Source organism: Nonomuraea sp. NPDC023979, from assembly GCF_040639085.1.
GTDB classification, from domain to species: domain Bacteria; phylum Actinomycetota; class Actinomycetes; order Streptosporangiales; family Streptosporangiaceae; genus Nonomuraea; species Nonomuraea ceibae.
The window spans coordinates 186,780-209,888 of sequence record NZ_JBEZZG010000006.1 but is presented as its reverse complement, the minus strand read 5'-3'; the positions used below and the strand labels follow the sequence as shown (position 1 = coordinate 209,888).

General features: G+C 73.2%; 18 protein-coding genes. 7 read left to right on the top strand and 11 right to left on the bottom strand.

From position 1 onward, the window contains the following. Positions 1 to 36: 36 nt before the first annotated feature. Entirely contained in the window at positions 37 to 384 is a 348-nt protein-coding gene (locus tag AB0G11_RS14525; protein WP_219500318.1) for a glyoxalase, read from the bottom strand. Next, on the bottom strand, positions 381 to 1,148 hold the full coding sequence (locus tag AB0G11_RS14520) for a trans-aconitate 2-methyltransferase (RefSeq protein WP_357586216.1): 768 nt from the start codon (positions 1,146 to 1,148) through the stop codon (positions 381 to 383). Before AB0G11_RS14520 ends, AB0G11_RS14525 begins: the two co-directional genes overlap by 4 nt. A 55-nt stretch (positions 1,149 to 1,203) precedes the next feature. On the opposite strand from AB0G11_RS14520, the gene AB0G11_RS14515 reads away from it, so the two are divergent. After that, positions 1,204 to 1,704: a MarR family transcriptional regulator gene (locus tag AB0G11_RS14515; RefSeq protein WP_219500316.1), complete on the top strand. Its 501-nt coding sequence runs from the start codon at positions 1,204 to 1,206 to the stop codon at positions 1,702 to 1,704. A 202-nt stretch (positions 1,705 to 1,906) separates the two neighbouring features. Here AB0G11_RS14515 and AB0G11_RS14510 read toward each other — a convergent pair whose 3' ends face one another. Then, the gene (locus AB0G11_RS14510) at positions 1,907 to 3,733 is read right to left on the bottom strand and encodes an ABC-F family ATP-binding cassette domain-containing protein (protein WP_357586214.1); all 1,827 of its coding nucleotides are present in this window, start codon (positions 3,731 to 3,733) and stop codon (positions 1,907 to 1,909) included. Positions 3,734 to 4,352: 619 nt separating this feature from the next. Continuing rightward, the gene (locus AB0G11_RS14505; RefSeq protein ID WP_219500313.1) at positions 4,353 to 5,255 is read right to left on the bottom strand and encodes a 4-(cytidine 5'-diphospho)-2-C-methyl-D-erythritol kinase; all 903 of its coding nucleotides are present in this window, start codon (positions 5,253 to 5,255) and stop codon (positions 4,353 to 4,355) included. A 214-nt stretch (positions 5,256 to 5,469) separates the two neighbouring features. Here AB0G11_RS14505 and AB0G11_RS14500 point away from each other — a divergent pair, with 214 nt between their 5' ends. Continuing rightward, the gene (locus tag AB0G11_RS14500; protein ID WP_357586212.1) at positions 5,470 to 6,360 is read left to right on the top strand and encodes an arginase family protein; all 891 of its coding nucleotides are present in this window, start codon (positions 5,470 to 5,472) and stop codon (positions 6,358 to 6,360) included. On the opposite strand, the gene AB0G11_RS14495 is transcribed toward AB0G11_RS14500, so the two are convergent. Next, complete coding sequence (locus AB0G11_RS14495) at positions 6,333 to 6,908, bottom strand: NlpC/P60 family protein (protein ID WP_357586210.1); 576 nt, start codon at positions 6,906 to 6,908, stop codon at positions 6,333 to 6,335. The genes AB0G11_RS14500 and AB0G11_RS14495 overlap by 28 nt on opposite strands. 122 nt (positions 6,909 to 7,030) lie before the next feature. Further along, positions 7,031 to 7,870 carry a 16S rRNA (adenine(1518)-N(6)/adenine(1519)-N(6))-dimethyltransferase RsmA gene (rsmA, locus tag AB0G11_RS14490; protein WP_219500392.1) on the bottom strand — a complete coding sequence of 280 codons (840 nt, stop codon included), beginning with the start codon at positions 7,868 to 7,870 and terminating at the stop codon, positions 7,031 to 7,033. 90 nt (positions 7,871 to 7,960) lie between these two features. Here rsmA and AB0G11_RS14485 point away from each other — a divergent pair, with 90 nt between their 5' ends. Next, a complete protein-coding gene (locus tag AB0G11_RS14485; protein ID WP_219500306.1) occupies positions 7,961 to 9,526 on the top strand; it encodes a serine/threonine-protein kinase in 1,566 nt (521 codons plus the stop codon). Next, entirely contained in the window at positions 9,523 to 10,704 is a 1,182-nt protein-coding gene (locus AB0G11_RS14480) for an FG-GAP repeat protein (protein WP_219500304.1), read from the top strand. Before AB0G11_RS14485 ends, AB0G11_RS14480 begins: the two co-directional genes overlap by 4 nt. On the opposite strand, the gene AB0G11_RS14475 is transcribed toward AB0G11_RS14480, so the two are convergent. Next, positions 10,690 to 11,631, bottom strand: coding sequence for a resuscitation-promoting factor (locus AB0G11_RS14475; RefSeq protein WP_219500301.1), 942 nt, complete (start codon positions 11,629 to 11,631; stop codon positions 10,690 to 10,692). The genes AB0G11_RS14480 and AB0G11_RS14475 overlap by 15 nt on opposite strands. Positions 11,632 to 11,711: 80 nt before the next feature. Continuing rightward, positions 11,712 to 12,587, bottom strand: a complete 876-nt coding sequence (locus AB0G11_RS14470) for a TatD family hydrolase (RefSeq protein WP_219500298.1) — start codon at positions 12,585 to 12,587, stop codon at positions 11,712 to 11,714. Between AB0G11_RS14470 and AB0G11_RS14465 the strand changes: the two genes are divergently transcribed. Together AB0G11_RS14465 and AB0G11_RS14460 are read left to right on the top strand one after the other, a co-directional pair. Beyond that, positions 12,586 to 15,675, top strand: a complete 3,090-nt coding sequence (locus AB0G11_RS14465; protein WP_357586208.1) for a BTAD domain-containing putative transcriptional regulator — start codon at positions 12,586 to 12,588, stop codon at positions 15,673 to 15,675. The genes AB0G11_RS14470 and AB0G11_RS14465 overlap by 2 nt on opposite strands. A 55-nt stretch (positions 15,676 to 15,730) precedes the next feature. Further along, positions 15,731 to 16,933: an FAD-dependent monooxygenase gene (locus AB0G11_RS14460; RefSeq protein ID WP_357586206.1), complete on the top strand. Its 1,203-nt coding sequence runs from the start codon at positions 15,731 to 15,733 to the stop codon at positions 16,931 to 16,933. Here the strand turns inward: AB0G11_RS14460 and metG are convergent. Together metG and AB0G11_RS14450 are read right to left on the bottom strand one after the other, a co-directional pair. Continuing rightward, positions 16,893 to 18,674, bottom strand: a complete 1,782-nt coding sequence (metG, locus tag AB0G11_RS14455) for a methionine--tRNA ligase (protein ID WP_357586204.1) — start codon at positions 18,672 to 18,674, stop codon at positions 16,893 to 16,895. The two genes, AB0G11_RS14460 and metG, sit on opposite strands and share 41 nt — an antisense overlap. Positions 18,675 to 18,718: 44 nt before the next feature. Further along, positions 18,719 to 19,948 carry a glycosyltransferase gene (locus AB0G11_RS14450; RefSeq protein WP_219500291.1) on the bottom strand — a complete coding sequence of 410 codons (1,230 nt, stop codon included), beginning with the start codon at positions 19,946 to 19,948 and terminating at the stop codon, positions 18,719 to 18,721. 186 nt (positions 19,949 to 20,134) lie between these two features. Between AB0G11_RS14450 and AB0G11_RS14445 the strand changes: the two genes are divergently transcribed. Next, on the top strand, positions 20,135 to 21,592 hold the full coding sequence (locus tag AB0G11_RS14445; RefSeq protein WP_308125608.1) for a hypothetical protein: 1,458 nt from the start codon (positions 20,135 to 20,137) through the stop codon (positions 21,590 to 21,592). On the opposite strand, the gene AB0G11_RS14440 is transcribed toward AB0G11_RS14445, so the two are convergent. Continuing rightward, positions 21,528 to 23,102 (bottom strand): phospholipid carrier-dependent glycosyltransferase, encoded by a 1,575-nt coding sequence (locus AB0G11_RS14440; RefSeq protein ID WP_357586202.1) that lies wholly within the window; start codon positions 23,100 to 23,102, stop codon positions 21,528 to 21,530. The two genes, AB0G11_RS14445 and AB0G11_RS14440, sit on opposite strands and share 65 nt — an antisense overlap. Between the last annotated feature and the right edge of the window lie 7 nt (positions 23,103 to 23,109).

Genomic DNA, 23,109 nt, shown 5'->3' with positions numbered 1-23,109 from the left:
GGTTCTCCGGACAATGATGTCACCCCGGGACGAACATCACACGGGCTGAAGCAGCTCGATCCTGTTGCCCACCGGGTCCGACACGTACACGCGCCGGTAGCCGGGGAACAGCTCGTCCGGCACCGCGTCGGGCAGCCTGGCCACCAGCGCGTCCAGGTCCGACACCAGGAACGCCGGATGCGCCTTGCGGGCCGGCCTGAAGTCCTCCTCGATGCCGAGGTGCACCTCCACGCCGTCGCCCCGGAACCAGGCGCCGCCCCGCCTGGCCAGCTCCGGCGGCTTGGGCACCTCCGTGAGCCCGAGCACGCCCGCGTAGAACGCCCGCAGCTCGGGCTCGCTGCCCGCCGGCGCGGCGAGCTGGACATGGTGCAGCGCTGTGATCATTTCTGAGCCACCACGAAGATCCGGCGGAACGGGAACGGGGTGCCGTACTCCCTCGCGGGATAGGCGTCGGCGAGCAGCCCGGCCAGCTCGGCGGTGAACCGCTCGGCCTCGTCCGGGCGCAGCCGGTCGAGAACCGGGCGCAGCGCGGTGCCGGACACCCAGTCGAGCACCGGCCTCTCGCCCTGGAGGATGTGCACGTACGTGGTCTCCCAGGCGTCCACCCGGCAGCCGCTCAGCAGGTCCGCGTAGTCCACCGGCGTGCCGACCGGGTCGCCCCTGTCGAGGTCGCCGAGCCGGTCCGACCATTCCCGCGACGCGCACAGCTCGCGGATGGCCGCGTGGCTGGGGGCGCGATGGTTGCCGGGGACCTGGAAGGCCAGCCAGCCGCCGGGGCTCAGCGCCTCGACCCAGCGTTCGATCAGGTCGCGGTGCTCGGGGACCCACTGGAGGACCGCGTTGCTGACCAGCACGTCCACGGGGCGGTCGGGGTGCCAGGTGGTCACATCGGCGACGGCGAAGCTCGGCGTGGCGCCGTCGATCGAGCGAGCTCTGGTGATCATGTTCGGGGAGGAGTCGAAGCCGTCCACCGTCGCCTCCGGCCAGCGGCGGGCCAGCTCCGTGGTCAGTTCGCCGGTGCCGCAGCCCGCGTCCACGACATAATCGGGGCTGTCGGCCCGTACCCGGGCGAGGAGCTCGAAGAACGGCCGCGACCGCTCGTCGGCGTACCTGTCGTACGTGGCCGGGTCCCACATATCTCTTGACATGAAGATAATTGGTATCGAGATATGTATCTCGATGTCAAGACAGTACACTCATGCCATGACGCACGATGCGCAGGACGAGGTCGACAGGCTCGTCGCGGCGTGGCGGGCCGAACGCCCCGACCTCGACGTCGAACCGCTCCAGGTGCTCTCGCGGGTGTCCAGGCTGGCCAAGCACCTCGACCGGGCCCGGCGGGCCGCCTTCGGCGAACACGACCTCGAACCCTGGGAGTTCGACGTGCTCACCGCCCTCCGGCGCGCCGGCAAGCCGTACGAGCTCAGCCCCGGCGCCCTCCTGCGCGCCACCCTCGTCACCTCCGGCACCATGACCAACCGCATCGACCGCCTCGCCCAGGCCGGCCTCGTCCGCCGCCGCCCCGACCCCGAGGACCGGCGCGGCGTCCTCGTCTCCCTCACCGACACCGGGCTCGCCCGCGTCGACGCCGCCTTCTCCGACCTGCTGCGGCGCGAGCACGAGCTCCTGTCCTCCCTCGCCCCGGACGACCAGCGAACCCTCGCCGCCCTCCTCCGCACCCTCCTCGCGCCCTTCGACAGCTGACCCCCGGCTGAGCTCCACGCCCCTTCCCTCACACGGGGGCGGCCCGCACAGGCCACCCGGCACGGGGCTCCCAGCAGGGTCGGGCACGGAAATGCCCCAGGGGACAGCCACCACCCGCGCGCCCGGAAGGCCCCATCGCACCCCCGGTCACCTTGAGGCCCGAGGGCCCGTACGGCGTTCACCCGAGGCGGGGTCGGCGGCGTCAGTCGCCCAGGCGGTCGGCGAGTTCGAGCCACTCCGCCTCGACGCTCTCCTTCTGGGCGTGCAGGTCACGGAGCTGGGCGTCGAGGGAGCCGAGCTTGGCGTAGTCGCTGGCCGCGTCGGCCATCGCGGCATGCAGCTTGGCCTCCTGGCCGCTGAGCTTGTCGAGCTGCCGTTCGAGGCGGTTGAGCTCCTTGCGCAGCTCGCGCTCCTCCTTGGCCGAGAGGCCGGAGACCTCGCCGGACGGAGGCGCGGGCTGGGCCGCCGAGTTGGCCGACTGGGCGGCGGGCTGCCCGGCGGGGGTGCCGGCGACGCGAGCCGTCACGGCGGTGCCGGCGGCGCGGCGTTCGAGGTATTCGTCCACCCCGCCCGGCAGGAACGACAGCCGGCCGTCGCCGAGCAGCGCCACGCACCGGTCGGTGACCCGCTCCAGGAAGTAGCGGTCGTGCGTGACCAGGATCAGCGTGCCGGGCCAGGCGTCGAGCAGGTCCTCCAGCTCGTTCAGCGTCTCGATGTCGAGGTCGTTGGTCGGCTCGTCGAGCAGCAGCACGTTCGGGTCGTCCATGAGCAGGCGCAGCAACTGCAGCCGCCTGCGCTCTCCACCGGACAGGTCGCCGACGACCTTCCACTGCGCCTCGCCCTTGAACCCGAGGCGTTCGAGCAGCTGGGAGGCCGTCCACTCCTTCTTGCCGACCTGGATGTACTTGCGCACCGACTCGACCGTCTCCAGGACCCGCCGCGTGGGGTCGAGCTCGGCGAGCTCCTGCGACAGGTGCGCGAGGCGTACGGTCTTGCCGCGCACCACCCGGCCCGAGTCGGGCTTGATCGTGTCGGCGAGCAGGCGCAGCACCGACGACTTGCCGGACCCGTTGACGCCGATCAGGCCGATGCGGTCGCCGGGGCCGAACTGCCAGGTGCAGTCATCGAGCACCAGCGGGCCCGCGCCGGGACCGCCGGCGTGCAGCGTGACGTCCTCGAGGTCGTACACGGTCTTGCCCAGGCGCGCGGCGGCGAAGCGCATCAGCTCGACGGTCTCGCGCGGCGGCGGCTCGTTCGCGATCAGCGCCTGCGCCGCCTCGATCCGGAACTTCGGCTTGGACGTACGCGCGGGCGGGCCACGACGCAGCCAGGCGATCTCCTTGCGCATGAGGTTCTGGCGGCGCTCCTCGGCGGCCTGGGCGATGCGCGCCCGCTCGGCCTTGGCCAGCACGTACGCGGCGTATCCGCCCTCGTAGCGCTCGACGCGGCCGTCGACGACCTCCCACGTACGGGTGGACACCGCGTCGAGGAACCAGCGGTCGTGCGTGACCACCACCAGCGCGCCCTTCCGGCCCGCCAGATGGGCGGCCAGCCAGGCGATCGCCTCGATGTCGAGGTGGTTGGTCGGCTCGTCCAGCATGATCAGGTCGTGCTCGCCGATCAGCAGCCGGGCCAGCGCCGTACGCCTGCGCTCGCCGCCCGACAGGTCGCCCGCCTTGGCGTCGAGGTCGAGGTCGCCGATCAGGTTGCCGAGGATCTCGCGGACCCGCTGGTCACCCGCCCACTCGTGCTCGGCCAGCTCGCCCAGCACGGTCTCGCGCACGCTGTGTGACGGGTCGAGCAGGTCCTGCTGCGACAGGAAGCCGACACGCAGGCCCCGCGTGTGCGTCACGCGCCCGCTGTCGGGCCGGACGTCTCCGGCGATCACGCTCAGCAGCGTGGTCTTGCCACCGCCGTTGCGGCCCACGACACCGATGCGCTCACCCATCTCGACCCCGAGGGAGACGTCGCTGAGCAGCGGCTTGGGCCCGTAGGCGTGGGAGACTGACTCGAGATTGACCAGGTTCATCGTTCTCCAAGCGTATCGGCTCACGGAGAGCACGAAACTCCCCCAGTGGGCCGACGACCCGCCGCATCCACCTTCAGCCCCGCCCATACGCCTGCCCCGACGTGAACGCCCCCGCCCCCGGGCCCGCCGAACCGCAACGACCAGACGGCCCGTGCACCCGTGCGAGTGCACCCATACGCCCGTGCGCCCGAAGGCCCGCGCGAGCGCACCCAACGCCCGCACACCCATGCACCCGTGCGCCCGCACACCCATGCACCCGTACGCCCGTGCGCCCACACGCCCGTGCAGTCGTACGCACGCACACTCGCACGCCCGTACGCTCCCGGGTGATCGCCCCGCCGGTCCCCACGTGCAGCCAGAACGGGCGGGCCGAGCGGGGGGCCCGAGCGGGCGGGCCCCAACGTGCGACCGGAACGGGCAGGCCGAGTGGGCGGGCCAGCCGCGCGGCCCCAACGCGCGGCCCGAGCGCGCGGCCCGAGCGCGCGGCCCGAGCGCGCGGCCCGAGCGCGCGGCCCGAGCGCGCGGCCCGAGCGCGCGGCCTCAAGGCGCGGGCCGTGCGGCCCCAACTGCGGCCCGAACGTGCGGGCTGAGCCGGCGGGCGACCCGAGCGGGCTGGGGGTTAGAGGAGGGTGGCGCCGGGGGCGGGGCCGGAGGTGGGGATGGCGGTGTAGGTGCCTTCGGTCTGGGCGAGGGCTTGGGCCAGGCGGGTTGCGTGGGCGGCGTCGGCGGCGAGGAAGGCGCAGGTGGGGCCGGAGCCGGAGACCAGGGCGGCCAGGGCGCCGGCGGCGCGGCCCGCGGCCAGGGTGGCGGCCAGGGAGGGGCGCAGCGCCAGGGCGGCGGGCTGGAGGTCGTTGGCGAGGTGGAGGGCGAGGCCGTGCGGGTCGCCGGTGCGCAGGGCCTCCATGAGGTCGGGGTCGACCTCCGGCCAGGGGATCTTCGACGACGTGGCGGCGCGGAGGCGGTCGCACTCGGCGTAGACCGTGGGGGTCGACAGGCCGCCGTCGGCGATCGCGAAGGCCCAGTGGAAGGCGCCGCGGGTGGTGAGCGGGGCGAGGCGTTCGCCCCGGCCGGTGCCGACGGCGGTGCCGCCCATGAGGGCGAACGGCACGTCGCTGCCCAGGTCGGCGCCGATCTCCATGAGGTCTTCGCGCGGCAGGCCGAGGCCCCACAGCTCGTTGCAGGCCAGCAGCGCCCCGGCCGCGTCGGCGCTGCCGCCCGCCATGCCGCCCGCCACCGGGATGGCCTTGCGGATGACGAGGTCGACGCCGTAGGTGCGGCCCGCGTGCTTGGCGAGGGCGCGGGCGGCGCGGACGGCGAGGTTGCTGTCGTCGACCGGGACCCGGTCGGCCCATTCGCCGGTCACCGAGACGCCGATGGTCTCCGACTCGCTGGCCACCACCTCGTCGAAGATCGAGACGGCGTGGAAGACGTTGACGAGGTCGTGGTAGCCGTCATCCCGGAGCGGGCCGACGGAAAGCTGCACGTTGACCTTGGCGGGCACCCGTACGGTCACGGAACTCATGGATTCTGCCGCCACTTTCACTGCCGACGGGGCGAGGACACTCGATGGTAGCGGGACCGGGAGCGTGGGAAGGCGTCGTCCGGGATTCGGGGGCTGTGGAAGGGCGTCCTCGCAGGTCGAGGGTGCGGCCTCGCCCGCGCGGGCGGGGGTGTGGCGGCTGGCGCTGGGCGGGATGATGGGGCGGTTCGCGATGTTTGTGGGAGGGGTGGGGGTCATGGGTGAAGTGACCGTTGTCGAGGTGCCGCAGTGGCGGGGGTCCGGGGCGCCGACGGCGGAACGGCTGCGTGAGGGGGCGCGGTTGCTGGCCGGGATGGTCCCGGCCGGCACGCGGGTGCGGGTGGACGTGGTGGACGACGATCTGGCCGTGACCGCCGGGCGGGTGCGGACGGCCCTCGCCTCGGCGGAGGGGTCCGGGCTGGTGGTGGTCGTGGGGGGTGATTGCGGGGTGGAGCTGGCGCCGGTCGAGGCGGCGCTGCGGGAGTACGGCGAGCGGCTGGTGGTGGTGTGGTTCGACGCGCACGGTGACCTGAACACTCCTGATTCGTCGCCGTCGGGGGCGTATCACGGGATGGTGCTGCGGGCGCTCACCGGGGAGGGGCCGGTGGGGCTCGTGGCGGCGCCACCGCTGGACCCGGGGCGGATCGTGCTCGCGGGGGTGCGGGATCTGGACGCCGGGGAGGCGGAGTTCGTCCGGGCGGCAGGCGTGGGGCACGTGCGGGGGGCCGACGTGGGTGCGCTGCTCGACGCCGTCGAGGCAGCCGGCCGGGCGGACGGCGGGCAGGACGGCGGGGAAGGCGTCGGGGCGGGCAGCGGAGGGGACGGGGCGGCGGGCAAGGTGGTGTACGTGCATGTGGACCTCGATGTGCTGGAACCGGGGGTGTTCGGGAGCGTCGGGGCGCCGGTGCCCGGCGGGTTGCTGCCCGAGGAGCTGCTGGGCATGGTGCGGGCGCTCGCGGAGCGGCACCCGGTGGCCGGGCTGGGGATCACCGAGTACGAGCCCGCGCGGGAGGAGGACCGGGAGCTGCTGGCGCCCCTGGTGAAGGCGCTGGTCGAGACCTGCGCCGGGCGGGGGGCGGGTCAGCCCGGGCGGACGGCGCCCCGGTAGGTGGCGCGGAAGTAGGGGTTGTCGAGGAAGCGGGTCGTCCTGACCACGTCGCCGGTCTTCGGGGCGTGCACCATGACGCCGCCGCGTACGTAGAGGCCCACGTGGGTGGGGTCGCCGGAGCCGCCGCCGAAGAAGACCAGGTCACCCTGGCGCAGGGCCGTCAGCGGGACGCGGCGGCCCTGGCGGAACTGGGCGCCCGTGTAGTGGCCGAGCCGGACGCCCGCGCGGGCCCAGGAATACAGAGTCAGGCCGCTGCAGTCGAAGCCGACCGTGGACGCGCCTCTGCCGATGCCCCGGGTGGGGCCGGACGGGGAGCCGCCGCCCCAGGAGAAGGGGGTGCCGAGCCGGGCCAGGGCGGCGGCCGCGGCGACGGCGCCCTTGGTGGTGGGGGCGCCGGGTTTCAGGCGGATGACCGCGCAGGCGACGGCGGCGGACGCGGGGCACGGGTCTCCCGGCGCGGACGCCGCTGCCGGAGACATGGGGAGGGCGAGCGCGGCGGTGAGGGCAGCTCCGGACACAGCGGCGGGGATGGTCTGGTGGACGGTCATGGTCGGCCTCCTGTCGTTGAAACGGGAGGCCCCAGGATCGTCCGGTGAACCCGGGCGTCATCGACCCGAACCAGGTTCTGTGGACAACTCGGCGCACGACGCCTGGAGGCTGTGGACGGAGGCTAAGGACGGTGCTCGGCGATCCGGGCGAACGCCTCGACGTCGAGCTGTTCGCCCCGGGCCGAAGGGTCCACGCCTGCCGCGCGCAGCGCCGCCTCCGCCTGCGGCGGGCTGCCCGCCCAGCCGGCCAGGGCCGCGCGGAGCGTCTTGCGGCGCTGGGCGAAGGCCGCGTCGATCACCGCGAACACCTCTTCCCGCGACGCCGTGGTGGACGGCGGTTCGCGGCGCGTGAGGGAGACCAGGCCGGAATCCACGTTCGGCACCGGCCAGAACACCGAGCGCCCCACCGGCCCGGCCCGCCGCACGTCGGCGTACCAGGCCGCCTTGACCGACGGCACCCCGTACACCTTGGAGCCCGGCGCGGCGGCGAGCCGGTCGGCGACCTCCAGTTGCACCATGACCAGCCCCTTGCGCAGCGAGGGCAGCACCTCCAGCAGGTGGAGCACCACCGGGACGGCCACGTTGTAGGGCAGGTTGGCGACCAGCGCGGTCGGGGCGTGTCCGGCGAGGTCGGCTTCGGTGATCTTCATGGCGTCGGCGCCCACGACGGTGAGCTTGTCCGAGAGGTCGCGTTCGGCGACGGTGAGCGGAAGCTGCCCGGCCAGGACCGGGTCGATCTCGACGGCCACCACGTGACGGGCCTCGGGCAGCAGCGCGAGTGTGAGGGAGCCGAGGCCGGGACCCACCTCGATGACCACGTCGTCGGCCGTCACCTCGGCCACGCGGACGATCCGCCGGACGGTCCCCGCGTCGATCACGAAGTTCTGGCCTAGCTTTTTGGTGGGCCGCAGATCTAGCTTGTTCGCCAAAATACGTATTTCTGCGGGGCCCAGCAGCCTCATCATCCATACAGTCTCCCGCATCGAAGAACCTGCGATGGCGAACGGGGGCCGGTGAGGGGAGGATGGGTGGAACAGGAAGGGACGTCCCTCATGGAGCCAACGGGCGCCGCCCCGCTTCGCCCCACGGATCTGCGGGAGATCGGACCGTACCGGCTGCTCGGGCGGCTCGGCGAAGGCGGCATGGGGACCGTGTTCCTCGCCCGGGCGCCGACGGGGCGGTTCGTGGCCGTCAAGGTGGTCAAGGCCGAGTTCGCCAACCAGGAGGGGTTCGCGGCCCGGTTCCACGCGGAGGTCGACAACGCGCGTCGCGTCGCGTCGTTCTGCACGGCCCAGGTGCTGGACAACGGCGACACCGGCGACGGCAGGCCGTACATGGTGACCGAGTACATCGCCGGCACCCCGCTCTCCGACCAGATCGCCACGTACGGGGCCCTGGACCCCGGGCCGCTGCACGGCGTGGCGCTGGGCGTGGCGGCGGCGCTGGCCGCGATCCACGTCGCCGAGCTGGTGCACCGCGACCTCAAGCCGGCGAACGTCATCCTGTCGCTGTCGGGGCCCCGGGTGATCGACTTCGGGATCGCGCGGGCGCTCGACCGGGAGACCGGGTTCACGCTCTCCGGTGAGCTGCTGGGCAGCCCGGGGTGGTGGGCGCCGGAGCAGGTGCGCGGGCAGAGCGTGACCCCGGCGGCGGACATCTTCGCGTGGGGGTGCCTGGTCGCGTACGCGGGCAACGGGCGGCATCCGTTCGGGCGGGGCGACCCGATCACGCTCGCCACCCGGGTCCTGCACCTGCAGCCGGACCTGGGGGTGCTGCCCGCGCCGCTGGACGAGCTGGTACGGCGCGCGACCGACATGGAGCCCACGCAGCGTCCCACGGCGCAGGAGCTGGTGCTCGCCCTGGTCGGAGGGGCCGCGCCGACGTCGGCGAACCCGCCCACACTGGTCGCGACCGAGGTGCTGAGCGACTGGCGGGCGCCGCAGAACGTGGTGGACGAACCGGACATCACGGCCACCTTCACGACGCCCCCGCCCGGCGACACGACCGCCGTACGGCCCGCCGCGCCCGACCCTCCGAAGAAGGAAGCCGCCCACCACACGCTGCCGCCTCCCGACAGCGCCACCGACCCCGGGCACCAGCGGCCTCGCGGCACGCGGTGGCTGATCGCCGGCGCGGCGGCCCTGCTGGCCATCGCCGTCACCGGCGCGGTGCTGATCGCGACCTCCGGCCGCGACGGGGGCGTCCCGGGGGCGAGCGCGTCGCCGGTGGCCGCCGGGCAGCCCGCCGGGGACGTGGGCCGCCGGTTCACGCTGGGCGCGGGGTTCGACGACCCGATGCTGATCGTGCCGAGCGCGCCCGAGTGCGGCCTCAAGGAGTACGACGGCCGGACGCAGACGCAGGGCCAGCTCTGCGTGCTGCGCTGGACCGTGCTGAACCCCGGCGGCACGTCACGCGAGCTCGGCGACCCGGCCGTGACGCTCCGCGACGACCAGGGCGGCAGCCACGGCCCGCTGGAGGGCGGGCCGCCGGTGGCGGCGCTCGGGCCGGGTGACCGGATCGACGGCGTGTTCGTGTTCGACCTGCCGCTCTACCGCAAGCCGGTGGCGCTGTCGGCGACGATGCTCAAGGACGGCGACCAGATCGAGGTCAGGCTGTGAAGATCCTGCTGGTTCTCTTGCTGGCGCTGAGCCCGCTGTCCGTCCAGGCGACCGGGTCGGCGTGCGGCGGGGCCGCCGACTTCGACGGCGACGGGGTGGACGACGTGGCGGTGGGCGACCCGTTCGCGGACGACCGGCGCGGCGCCGCGTACGTGATCTCGGGCGACAAGGTCGTCCCGGTCGAGGTGCCGGGGCTGGCGGAGGGCGACGGGTTCGGCTGGTCGGTGGCGCTGGCCAAGGTCGACGGCGACGCCTGCGCCGACCTGGTCGTGGGCGCCCCTTACACGGATGTGGCGGGCAGTGCCGACGCGGGCGCCGCGTACGTGATTCGCGGCGGCGGGGCGGCGGCGCCACAGCGGCTGGTGGCGCAAGGGCCGCAGCGCGGCGCGCGGCTCGGCTGGTCGCTGGCGGCCCGGGACGACCTGGTGGCGATCGGCGCGCCGTACGAGGACGACGGGACGCTCGCCGACGCGGGCGCCGTCTACGTCCGCAAGGGCGCCGGAGCGCTGCGCCGGATCAGCCAGCAGTCGGTGGACGTGCGGGGCAACAGCGAGGTGGGTGATCAGTTCGGCTGGTCGCTGGCGATGGGGCCGGGCAACGGCCTGGTGGTCGGCGTGCCGTACGAGAACGACGACGGCGCGGGCCGGCAGGTGGCCGAGGGCAAGGTCGACTCGGGCTCGGTGGTGGTCGTCGCGGACGCGCTGGCGGCGCGGCTGTCCACGGTCAAGCTCGACTCCCCCACCGACGCCTCGGGTGACCGCTACGGCTACGCGGTGGCGTGGGTGGCGGGCGCCGGGCCGGCCGTGGGGGCTCCGGGGGCGGGGTACGTGCAGCTCTACGACGAGAAGCTGGCCCCGAAGGTCCAGGTGCGGCAGGGCGGCGGGGAGGCGTTCGGGTTCGCGCTGGCCGCCTCGGACGACGGCAGGCTGGCGATCGGCGCCCCGTACGGCGGCGAGGTGCGCGTGGTCGACGCCGCCGACGGCGCCGACGACCGGCGGTTCGCGCCGGCCGGCGGGCTGACCGGCTGGGCGCTGGCCTTCAGCGGCAACAAGCTGTACGCGGGCCGGCCGGACGCGGCCCCGTACGGCTCGGTGTCGGTCGCCGCGCGCAACGCCGACGGCCTGCGCGCGGTCCAGCCTCGGAAGGGGGCCGACTTCGGCGTCTCACTGGCCGGTTGAGGCGCTGGCCGACGAGACGGCAGGCGTGCCGAACAGGTGCGCCCCGCAGTTCGGCCACTGGCCCTCCCACTTGCCGGCGACCTTCTGGTAGAGCAGTTGCGCCCGGTACGTCTGCTCCTCGGCGGGCCAGGCGTGCGGCATGCCGGTGCCGCCGACGAGCTGCCACATCGGCAGGCTGAACTGGTAGAGCCCGTAGTAGGGCCCGTGCAGGTTGACGGCCTTGGGGTTGCCGCGTGACTCGCAGTGGGCCAGCGCCGCCCAGTTGAGCCGCATGACCTCCAGCCCGACGGGCACGGTGCGCGGCGGCAGCACGGTGATCACGGTGCCCTCCGCCGGGAACGTGTGCGCGGCGGGCCGCACCTGCTGGCCTGGCTGGAGCGGGATCCCGCTCTGCCGGAGCGCTTCGCGCACGGTCCTGGCGGTGGTGCGGGTCTGGCGGGTGCTGCCGTTGGCGAACACGTACACGGTGCGCTTGGTGTAGACGGTCAGCGACATGCCGGTCAGCGGCACGTGGCGGTGGCGCGGCGCCGACAGGCGGCCGGCCGGGATGTCGAGTTCGGCCAGCGCGCCGCGCACGGTGGTGGCGGTGACGACCCGCCGCGTGGTGCGGCCGTCGACCGTCAGCGTGATCGGCCTGGCGCGCCGGATCTCGATGCGGGCGCCGTCGATGACCTGCGCATGGGCGGCGGGACGTACGACGTCGTCCCTGCCGAGCTTGACTCCCTGGTCGCCGAGCAGTTCGAGGACCGAGGAGGCGAAGCTCCGCACGGCCCTCGGCTCGCCGTCGACCACCAGCACCACGTCCTTGGCCAGGCTGCCGATGACCGCGATGGCGGTCACGGTCACCACGCCCGCCAGGCACACCACAGGCGTCCACGGCGAGCGCCAGGGGATCTTGGGACGCGGGGCACGCCGCTTTCCTCGCACGGGCGACCTCCGGTTGAGCTTCCGGCGCCCGACGGTAGTGACGGCGGAACCTCCGCCGCCGCGGCTTCACCGAATCATGGCTACCACTCGCCGAAGACCGTGATTCCGTTGGCGCTGATGGTCTCGCACAGCGCGTCAGGATGGACGCCCTTGACCTCGGCGAGGCAGCGCAGCGTGATCGGGATGAGGTAGGGCGCGTTGGGCTTGCCCCGGTGCGGGACCGGCGGCAGGTAGGGGGCGTCGGTCTCGACGAGCATCAGCTCGGCGGGCGCTACCTGCGCGGCCTCGCGCAGGTAGCCGGCGTTCTTGTACGTGACCGGCCCGGAGAAGGACATGAAATATCCGGCGTCGGCGCATTTCTTGGCCATGTCGGCATCGCCGGAGAAGCTGTGGAACACCACCACCGGCGGCGGCCCTGCCTCCGCGAGCACCTTCAGCACGTCGTCGTGCGCCTCGCGGTCGTGGATGACCAGCGCCTTGCCGGTGCGCCTGGCGATCTCGACGTGCGCGCGGAAGCTCGCGTGCTGATCCTCCTTGGACGCCCAGTCGCGGTAGTAGTCGAGCCCGGTCTCCCCCACGGCCCGCACCTCGGGCCGCCCGGCCAGCGCCTCGATCTCGGCCAGCACCTCGGGAGTCGCGTCGTGGGCCTCGTTCGGGTGCACCGCGACCCCGGCGTAGACGCCCTCGTGCGCGGCGGCCACCTCGGCGTTCCACCGCGACGACGGCAGGTCGTAGCCGATCGTCACCAGCCGGGTGACGCCCACGGCGCGGGCGTCGTCGAGGATGCTCCGCACGCTCGCCTCGGCGGCCTGCGCGGCCAGCGCCACGGGGTCGCCGGACGACGCCTGCCGGTCGCCCACCATGATGTCGAGGTGGCAGTGACTGTCGAACACCTGCGCGGACAGCGGCTCCGGGGCGGCGGGAATCTTGCTCACGCCTCCTAAGGTAGCTTCCATGCGTTTCGGCATCCTCGGCAGCACCCGCGCGTGGCGCGCGGACGGCTCCGAGGTGGCGCTCGGCGGCCCGGCCCGGCGCGCGCTGCTGGCCTGCCTGCTGCTCACCCCGGGCCAGGTCGTGCCGCGCGAGCGGCTGATCGACGTCCTGTACGGGGACCGCCCGCCGGGCGACGTGCGGCACGCGCTGCAGTCGCAGGTGTCGAGGCTGCGGCGCGACGGCGTGGCGGTGGAGCTGTCGGCCGCCGGCTACCTGCTGGCCGTCGCCCCCGACGACGTGGACGCCCACCGCTTCCTGCGCCTGGCCGCCGAGGGGCGTGACGCCCTGCCGGGCGATCCAGGGCTGTCGGCGAGGCTGCTGCGGGAGGCGCTGGCGCTCTGGCGCGGGCCGGCCGTGGCCGACCTCGATCCCGCGTTCGGCGCGGCGCTGGAGGAGCGCCGTCTGGAGGCGCTGGAGGACCGGATCGAGGCCGACCTGCTGCGGGGCCGCGCGCGTGAGGTGATCCCGGAGCTGGGCGAGCTGATCGACCGCCACCCGCTGCGCGAGCGGCTGCGCGGGCAGCTCATGCGCGCCCTCCAGGCCGAGGGCAGGCAGGCCGAGGCGCTGGTGGCGTTCGAGCGGGCCCGGCGGGTGCTGGCCGACGAGCTCGGCGCCGACCCGTCGCCCGCCCTGACCGGCCTGCACCGGTCGCTGCTCCACGGCGAGCCCGCGCCCGCCGGGCCTGCCCTGCCCGCCCCGCTGACCAGCTTCGTCGGGCGCGAGCGTGACGTCGCGGCGGTGCGGTCGCTGCTCGGCGGGGCGAGGCTGGTGACGCTGCTCGGCCCGGGAGGCGCGGGCAAGACCCGGCTGGCGGTGGAGGTCGCCCGGCCGTACGGGGACGTGTGCCTGGCGGCGCTGGCCCCGGTGGCGGGCGGCGGCGCGATCCCGCGCACGGTGCTCGCCGCGCTCGGCGTCCGCGAGAACGGGCTGCTCGGCCCGGTGCGGCCGGGCGGCGCCGCCGACGAGACCCGCCTGGTCCAGGTGATCGGCGAGCGGGCGTTACTGCTCGTGCTCGACAACTGCGAGCACCTGGTCGGCGAGGCCGCCGCGCTGGCCGAGCGGCTGCTGGCGGCCTGTCCCGGCCTGCGGGTGCTGGCCACCAGCCGCGAGCCGCTGAACGTCACGGGCGAGCACCTGTGGCCGGTGCGCCCCCTCGCCCCGGACGACGCCGTCAGGCTGTTCGCCGATCGGGCGTCGGCGGTCCGGCCGGGGTTCGCGGCCGGTGAGGCGGTGGCGCGGATCTGCGCCACGCTGGACGGGCTGCCGCTGGCGATCGAGCTGGCCGCGGCCCGCACCCGTACGCACGAGCCCGCGGAGCTCGCCGGGCGGCTCGCCCACGACGACCGGTTCCGCCTGCTGTCGCGGGGCAGCCGCACCGCCGACGCCCGCCACCGGACGCTGCGTGCCGTGGTCGCCTGGAGCTGGGACCTGCTCACCGCCGGCGAGCAGGCGATGGCCCGCCGGCTGACGGTCTTCCCCGGCGGGGCGACGGCCTCGGCGGCGACCCGGGTGTGCGCGCTGCCGGGGGCGGAGGAGCTGCTCGACTCGCTGGCGGACAAGTCGTTCGTGGAGGTCTCCGGCGGCCGCTACCGGATGCTGGAGACCATCCGCGCCTTCTGCGCCGAACACCTCGCCGCCGAGGAGCCTGCCGTACGCCGCGCGCACGCGGAGCACTTCCTGGCCCTGGCCGAGGAGTCCGACGCCCACCTGCGGCGCGAGGGGCAGCTCGACCGGCTGGAGCGGCTGGCCGCCGAGCACGACAACCTGATGGCGGCCCTGGGCTGGGCCGTCGAGGCGGGCGAGGTGGCGACCGGGATGCATCTGCTGGGGGCGATGTCGTCCTATCTGTGGATGCGCGGCATGCGGAGCGCCGCCGCCGGGCCGGCGCTCGCGCTGCTGGAGGCCGCCGGTGACGTGCCCGACCCCGAGCTGGGCGACGACTACGTGCTGTGCCTGCTGACGGCGGTGAGCGGCGGCCTCACCTCGGCCGTCCGCGAGCCGTGGACCCGGGCGGCCGAGACGCTGGTGGCCCGCGGCGAGCGGGGGCGGCGCCGGCCGTTGCTGGCGTTCCTGTGGCCGATGGTCACCGCCGGGGGCGACCACCCGCAGGTCACGATCCAGGTGATCCGGCAGGCCGCCGCCAGCCCCGACCCGTGGGAGCGGGCCGTCTCCGGGCTGGTGTGGGCCTACCCGCAGATGGCGGAGGCCGACTTCGGCGCGGCCGAGCGCGGGCTGGACGCGGCGCTGGCCGGCTTCCGGGCGCTGGGCGACCGGTGGGGGGCGGCGCTGGTGCTCGACGCGCTCGCCTGGATGGCGAGCGTGCGCGGCGACGACGCCACGGCGCTGGCCCGCGTCGAGGAGGCGGTGGCGCTGGCCGAACGGCTGGGGGCCGCCGAGGACCTGGCCGACCTGCTGTGCAACCGGGGCGACTACCGCATCCGCCACGACCTGGCCGGCGCCAGGGCCGACTACGAGCGGGCCGCCGAGGTGGCGCGGCGGGTCGGGCTGCCCACGTACGTCGGCACGGCGCTGCGCGGGCTCGGCGACGCCGCCTACCAGGAGGGCGACCTGGCCGGGGCGCGCGGCCTCTACGAGCAGGCGGTGCGGCTGGCCGACCCGCAGTGGCTCAAGAGCTCGGGCAGCAGGGCGCGGCTGCTGGTGGGCATGGGCAGGCTCGCGCGGGCCGAGGGCGACCTCGCGGCGGCCAGGGCCGCGTTCGTGCAGGCCGTGGAGGTGTCGCTGACGGTGGGGGCGATCCCCGAGTGCGCCCGGCCGATCGAGGCGCTGGCCGTGCTGGAGACGTACGCCACCGTCCCGGACGCCGGGCGGGCCGCGAGACTGCTGGGGGTCGCGGCCGGGGTCCGCGGCGCCGAGTCCGCCGACCCCGAGGTGACGCGCGCCGCCGCGGCCGTGCGCGACCTGCTCGGCGAGCCTGAGTACGCGCGCGTCAGGGGCGAGGGCGCGGGCCTGGGCATCGCCGAGGCGTGCCTGCTCGCCGGGGTCGCCCCGGAGGCCGTGGCGGCCTCACCCCTGCGCTCGACCAGCCGCTGAGGCCGGTGACTCACCGGTGAGCGGCCGGTGAGCGCCGCCGGGCAGGCTCGGCCGCATGGACATCCTGATCTCCGGCGCGAGCGTCGCCGGCCCCGCCCTCGCCTTCTGGCTCACCCGCCACGGCCACCGCGCCACGATCGTCGAACGCGCGCCCGCCCTGCGCGCGGGCGGCTACGCCGTCGACTTCCGGGGCGAGGCGCACCTGACGGTGCTGCGCCGGATGGGCCTGCTCGACGCCGTCGAACGCGAACGGACCCGGATGGGCGCCACCTGGAACATCAACGAGGCGGGCAGGAAGCTGACCCGCATGCCCGAGGACCTGTTCGCCGGGGACGTGGAGATCCTGCGCGGCGACCTGGCCGCGATCCTGCACGAGGCGACCAGGGACGACACCGAGTACGTGTTCGGCGACTCCATCACCTCGATCTCCAAGGCCGGGGAGGTGACGTTCGAGAGCGGCGCGGCGCGGCGGTTCGACCTGGTGATCGGAGCCGACGGCCTGCACTCCAACGTGCGGGCGCTGACGTTCGGCCCGGAGCGGAGCCTCGTCCACCACCTGGGCCTCTACTGCGCGGTGTTCACCCTGGACAACTACCTGGGGCTCGACCACAGCGGCCTGGCCTACAACGTGCCCGGCCGGACGGTCGGCGTCTACAGCGCCAGGCACAACGCCGAGGCCAAGGCCATGTTCTGGTTCGCCTCGCAGCCGCTGGAGCATGACCGGCGGGACGTGGCCGCGCAACGGCGGCTGCTGGCCGACTCCTACGCCGGCGTCGGCTGGGAGACGCCCCGGCTGCTGGCCGCGATGGACGGGGCGCCCGACTTCTACTTCGACTCCGCGAGCCAGGTCAAGCTGGACCGCTGGTCACGGGGTCGGGTGGCGCTGCTCGGCGACGCCGCCTGGTGCCCGTCGCCGCTGTCGGGCATGGGCACCGGGCTGGCCGTCGTCGGCGCGTACGTGCTGGCGGGCGAGATCGCCGCGGCCGGGGCCGACCACCGGGCCGCGTTCGCCCGCTATGAGCAGGTCATGCGCGGCTACGCCACCGCCTGCCAGAAGTCCGGCGAGGGCGTCAGCAAGTTCATGGTGCCCGACAGCAAGCTCATGGCCTGGCTGGTCAACCAGAACTACAAGCTGCTGCCCTACATGCCGTGGAAGAAGGCGATCGCCAGGTCGGTGCGGAAGACGGCCGAGGCCGTCTCCCTGCCCGACTACGGCGTCACTCGCCCAGCCGCGCGAGCTCCTCGTCCACGACCTTAGGGTCGAGCTTCTTGAACAGCGGCACCGGCGGCGCGAGCGGGGTGCCCGGCTTGATCGGCCGGTGCTCCCAGCGGGCGGCGCCGTCGTAGTCGCCGGTGATGATCGGGTAGGACTGGCCGCCGTCCTCGTCGACCTCGCGGATCTCCGGCATGCCGGACCAGACGCCCTGGCCGCCCAGCATGGCGTGGACCTTGTTGGACGAGCTCGGCAGGAACGGCGTCAGCATCGTCTTGGCGTCGTCGACCACCTGGAGGGCGACGTGCAGGATCGACTTCTGCCGCTCCGGGTCGTCCTTGAGCTTCCACGGCTCCTGCTCGGCCAGGTATTTGTTGGCCTCGCGGACCACGTCGAGCGCCTCGGTGATGGCGTTCTTGAACCGGGAGCGGCCCAGCTCGGCGCCCACCGGGGCGAACGCGCCGCGCGAGCGCTCCAGCAGCGCCCGGTCGGCGTCGGTCAGGTCGCCGGCCTCGGGCACCACGCCGAAGTTCTTCGACGCCATGGAGATCGACCGGTTGACCAGGTTGCCCCACGCGGCGACCAGCTCGCCGTTGTTGCGGTTGACGAACTCCTGCCAGGTGAAGTCGGTGTCCTGGTTCTCGGGCCCGGCCACGGCGATGTAGTAGCGCAGCGCGTCGGCGTCGTAGCGGGCCAGGAAGTCGCGCACGTAGATGACGACCTGGCGGGAGGAGGAGAACTTCCTGCCCTCCATCGTCAGGAACTCGCTGGAGACCACCTCGGACGGCACGTCGAGCTTGCCGAGCTCGCCCGGGCGGCCGTCGCGGGCGCCGATGCCGCTGTAGCCGAACAGCATCGCCGGCCAGATCTCGGCGTGGAAGACGATGTTGTCCTTGCCCATGAAGTAGTAGCCGCGCGCGTCGGGGTTCTGCCACCACTGGCGCCAGGCGTCGGGGTCGCCGGAGCGCCTGGCCCACTCGATGGAGGCCGACAGGTAGCCGATGACCGCGTCGAACCACACGTACAGCCGCTTGTTGGGCTGGTCGCGCCAGCCGTCGAGCGGGATGGGCACGCCCCAGTCGAGGTCGCGGCTGATCGCCCGCGGCTGCAGGTCGCCGAGCAGGTTGAGGGCGAACTTGAGCACGTTGGGCCGCCACTCGCCCTGCTTGGACTGCAGGTAGGTGCCGAGCACCTCGGCGAAGGCGGGCAGGTCGAGCATGAAGTGCTCGGTCTCGGCGAAGACCGGGGTCTCGCCGTTGATGCGGCTGACCGGGTTGATCAGGTCGATCGGGTCGAGCTGGTTGCCGCAGTTGTCGCACTGGTCGCCGCGCGCGCCGTCGTAGCCGCAGATGGGGCAGGTGCCCTCGATGTAGCGGTCGGGCAGGGTGCGCCCGGTCGACGGGGAGATGGCGCCCATCGTGGTCTTGGGGAAGATGTAGCCGTTGTCGTAGAGACCCTTGAAGATCTGCTGCGTGACGGCGTAGTGGTTCTTCGTCGTCGTGCGGGTGAACAGGTCGTAGGACAGCCCCAGCCCGGTCAGGTCCTCGGCGATGACGCGGTTGTAGCGGTCGGCCAGCTCCCTGGCCGTGACGCCTTCCTTGTCGGCCTGCACCTGGATCGGGGTGCCGTGCTCGTCGGTGCCGGAGACCATCAGCACCTTGTTGCCCGCCATCCGCTGGTAGCGGCTGAAGATGTCGGACGGCACGCCGAACCCGGAGACGTGCCCGATGTGGCGGGGGCCGTTAGCGTACGGCCACGCGACGGCGGTCAGAATGTGCTGGGACATGGGTCCAAGCCTACGGGCCGACGCCGCGCGCCTCGAACGAATTGCTAGCGCGAGGTTGCCGAAGTTTCCTCACGTGTGACGGCCTCGGCGGCCTCTTCGGCGGCCTTCGCGGCGACGTCGATGGACGACTCGCGGGTGCGGCGGATGCCGAGGATGCTGATGAACAGCGAGGCGAAGATCGTCTGGAAGCTCATGATGAGCGCCGTCGCCGACGGCACGACCAGGCGCAGCGACTCGCGCGGGTCGAGCTCGCCGAAGTCGCGCACCTGCCAGTGGACCAGCGAGGCCACCAGGCCGACCAGACCGGCCAGGGCCAGCAGGCCGCCGACGATCAGGCCCTTCTCCAGGCTGACGATGTCGATGAGCCTGCGCACCCGGGACGACTCAGGCAGGAAGCCCTCCTCGGCCGCGTAGACCTTGGTGAACAGCGCGAACAGGGCCGCCTGGAAGCCGATCACCACCGCGGCCGACGCGCCGACCAGCGTGTCGACGTCGAAGGCCAGCTCGCCGATCTCGACCGGCCCGAACGTCAGCGCGGTGCCCGCGACCAGCCCCAGCACCATGAGCAGGATGCCCGGGTAGAAGAACAGCCACTTGGGGCTGTAGAGCAGCAGGAAGCGCAGGTGACGCCAGCCGTCGCGCCAGGAGCGCAGGTGGGGCGGGCGGGAGCGGCCGTCGGGCGAGAGCGTGGTCGGCACCTCGCGCACGTCGAGCCCCGACAGCGTCGAGCGCACCACCATCTCGCTGGCGAACTCCATGCCCCCGGTCTGCAGGTGCAGCTTGAGGATGGAGTCGCGGCGGAAGCCGCGCAGCCCGCAGTGGAAGTCGCCGATCGCCGACGGGAAGAACAGCCGGCCGATGAACGAGAGCACCGGGTTGCCCAGGTAGCGATGCAGCGGCGGCATCGCGCCCGGGGCGATGCCTCCCTTGAACCGGTTGCCCATCACGAGGTCGGCGCCGTCGCGCAACTGCTCGACGAACGGGAGCAACGAGGTGAAGTCGTAGGAGTCGTCGGCGTCGCCCATGATCACGTAGCGGCCGCGCGCGGCGCGGATGCCACCCATCAGGGCGTTGCCGTAGCCCTTCTCGTCCACGTGGACGACGCGGGCGCCGGCGTCACGGGCGAGCTGCTGCGAGCCGTCCGTGCTGCCGTTGTCGGCGATCAGGACCTCGCCCTCGATGCCGTGCTCCTCCATGCACGCCAGTGCCTTGCGCACACAGACTTCCACGGTCTCCGCCTCGTTGAGGCAGGGCATGACCACCGTCAGTTCCACGTCTCAACCCTTCAGTTAAGGCTCTTCCAGCACACCATCATGCCGTGTGCCCGTCCATGGTCGGGGCAAGTCACCGAAACGACTGGCATTCTTTACAGCATGGTGAGCGTCGCGGAGATTACCCCTGTGGACCACTCCGCCCCAGGCCGGACGGCTCGTGCGCGGGCTTTCCTGGGCCGTCATCGGGTGTTCGCCGCAGCGTTCGCCGCGGGTGCGGTGCTGCGGCTGATCACCATGCTCGGCTACGGCCCGGCGATGTGGTTCAACGACTCCTACGAGTACGTGTCGGTGGCGCTGCACCCCCGGCCGCACCCGATCCGGCCCGACGGCTACGGGTTCTGGCTGCTGCTGCTCAAGCCGTTCCACAGCTTCACGCTGGTGACGCTGACCCAGCATCTGATGGGCCTGGCCACGGCGGCGCTGATCTACGCGCTGCTGCGGCGCAAGTTCGCGCTGCCGAAGTGGGGGGCGACGCTGGCCGCCGCGCCGGTGCTGTTCGACGCCTACCAGATCCAGCTCGAACAGCTGATCATGTCGGACTCCATGTTCACGCTGCTGGTCGTGGGCGTGATCACGCTCGTCCTGTGGAACCGGCGCATGTCGTGGAAGGTCGGCGCGGTCGTCGGGCTGCTGCTGGCGCTGACCTGGCTGACGCGCTCGATCGGGCTGCCGATCCTCGCGCTCGTCGTGCTCTACCTGCTGGTCAAGCGGACCGGGTGGAAGCCGGTCGCGGCCGTGGTGACGGCCTGCGCGGTGCCGGTCGCCGCCTACATGGGGTGGTTCGCGGCAAGTTTCGGCAAATTCGCGATGACCAACAGCGACGGCCTCATCCTCTACATGCGCACCGCGATCTTCGCCGACTGCGACAAGATGAACATCGACCCCTACAAGGAGGTCGAGCTCGTCCTGCTGTGCATCAACGACCCGGTGCACGAACGCAAGGACTACGCGCAGTGGTATCTGTGGGGCCAGGGCAGCGGCGACGGCGAGGGCACCGGCGAGGTGCTGCACCGCTGGGGCACCGGCAAGAAGTTCACCGACGTCACCAACGAGGCGGCCAGCGCGTTCGCCATGCGGGCGATCATGTCGCAGCCCGGCGACTACCTGGGCGTGGTGGCGCGCGACTTCCTGCGCTCCTTCCACTGGGGCCGGCCGGTCTTCCCCGACGCCGCGACCTACAACATGTACGAGTTCAAGCCCTACTACGAGCTCGACAGCACCGGCAATCCCAAGCGGCTGCCCAACTGGCCGTCCTACCAGGGCTGGACCCACACCGACGCGTTCGCCTACGAGCAGGGGCCGCCCGAGACCAAGATCGTCTCGCCCTGGGCCGACATCATGAGCGGCTACCAGAAGGTGTTCTACCTGCGCGGCATCATGCTCGCCGGGATCATGCTGATCGGCCTCTACGGCATCGCGGTGCGCTGGCGGACGCTGGGCGGGCCGGTGGTGCTGCCGTGGCTGGGCGCGTTCGGGCTGCTGCTGGCTCCGGCGGCGACGGCCGAGTTCGACTACCGCTACGTCCTGCCCGCCGTGCCGCTGGCCTGCATCGCGGCGGCGATCACGCTGCGGCGGGGCGTCACTTGGGCGCCGTCTTCACCCAGGAGTCGACGAGCATCCGCGACCACCACTCCGCCTGCGTGATCGTCTCGGCCGACAGCACCGGATAGAGCCAGCCGAAGTTGATCAGGACGATGAGCGCGAACGCCCCCACGGCCGCGGCCCCGGCCGCCCGCCGCGCCGGGGCGGCGTCCGCCCTGCCGAGCGCGAGCCCGGCGACGAGGGTGACCGCCAGGACCATGAACGGCACCAGCGGGATCATGTAGAACAGGTACATCGTCCGGTTCTGCGCCAGCGCGTAGTAGAACCAGGGCAGCCAGCCCGCCGCGTAGGCCAGCAGCACGGCCCCGGCCCGCCAGTCGCGGCTGGAGACGTACCAGGCGATGAGGCCGAGCAGCGCCAGCGCGGAGCCGTACCAGAGGGCGGGGGTGCCGACGCCGAGCACGGCCTGCGAGCAGGCGTCGGAGCCGCACGCGGACGGCGGGATGCCGGTCGGGTAGTGGAACGACACCGGCCTGAACAGCAGCGGCCACGTCCACGGCTCGGACATGTACGGGTGATAGTCGGTCAGCCCGGTGTGGTAGCCGAGCACCTGGAACTGGTACTCCAGCCACGACCGGGCCGAGTCGACGACGAAGAACAGCGGCCCGGACGACGTGGCCTGCTCCCAGTTGCGCCCCCAGCCGTTGTCGGTGACGAACCAGGTCGTCCACGACAGCACGTACGTGATCGCGGGCACGGCGGCGAGCGCGGCCAGCCAGCGGGGCCCGTCGAGCGCGAGGGTCTCCCGGTACGGCTGCCGCATGCCGACGGCGCGGCGGGCGCCCAGGTCCCACAGGAGGGACATGACGGCGAAGGCGATCAGGAAGAAGATCCCCGACCACTTCACCGCGCACGCCGCGCCCAGGCACACCCCGGCGGCGACGCGCCAGGGCCGCCAGCCGAGCGACGGCCCCGGACCGCCCTCGTACCAGCCGACGAGCCTCTCTCTGGCCCGGTCGCGGTCGACCACCAGGCAGGCGAAGGCGGCGAGCACCCAGAACATCAGGAAGATGTCGAGCAGCGCGGTGCGGGAGAGCACGAAGTGCAGGCCGTCCAGGGCGAGCAGCAGGCCGGCGAAGCAGCCCAGCAGCGTCGAGCGGGTCATCCGCCGCGCCACCCGCGCCAGGATCAGGATCGACAGCGTCCCCACCAGCGCCGCCGCGAACCGCCAGCCGAACGGCGTCATGCCGAACAGCCATTCGCCCACCGCGATCATCCACTTGCCGAGCGGCGGGTGGGCCACGTAGAGGGCGCACTCGTGGGCGTCGGCGCACTGCTTGAAGATGTCCAGGTTGCCGGTGATCAGCCGCTCGTCGGCGACGGGGTCCTTGGCTGTGCCCAGCATCGCACGCTCCGCCCCGTACTTGAGCAGCGCGTACGCGTCCTTGATGTAGTACGTCTCGTCGAAGACGACCGCGTGCGGCTCGCCGAGCCGGAAGAAGCGGAGGATCCCGCCGAAGACCGCCACGAGGACCGGGCCCAGCCAGCCCCACAGCGGGCCCTCCTGCATCGGCGGGACCAGGCGCTGCCGCGAAACCCCCCAGTTCTTCACGATCCGC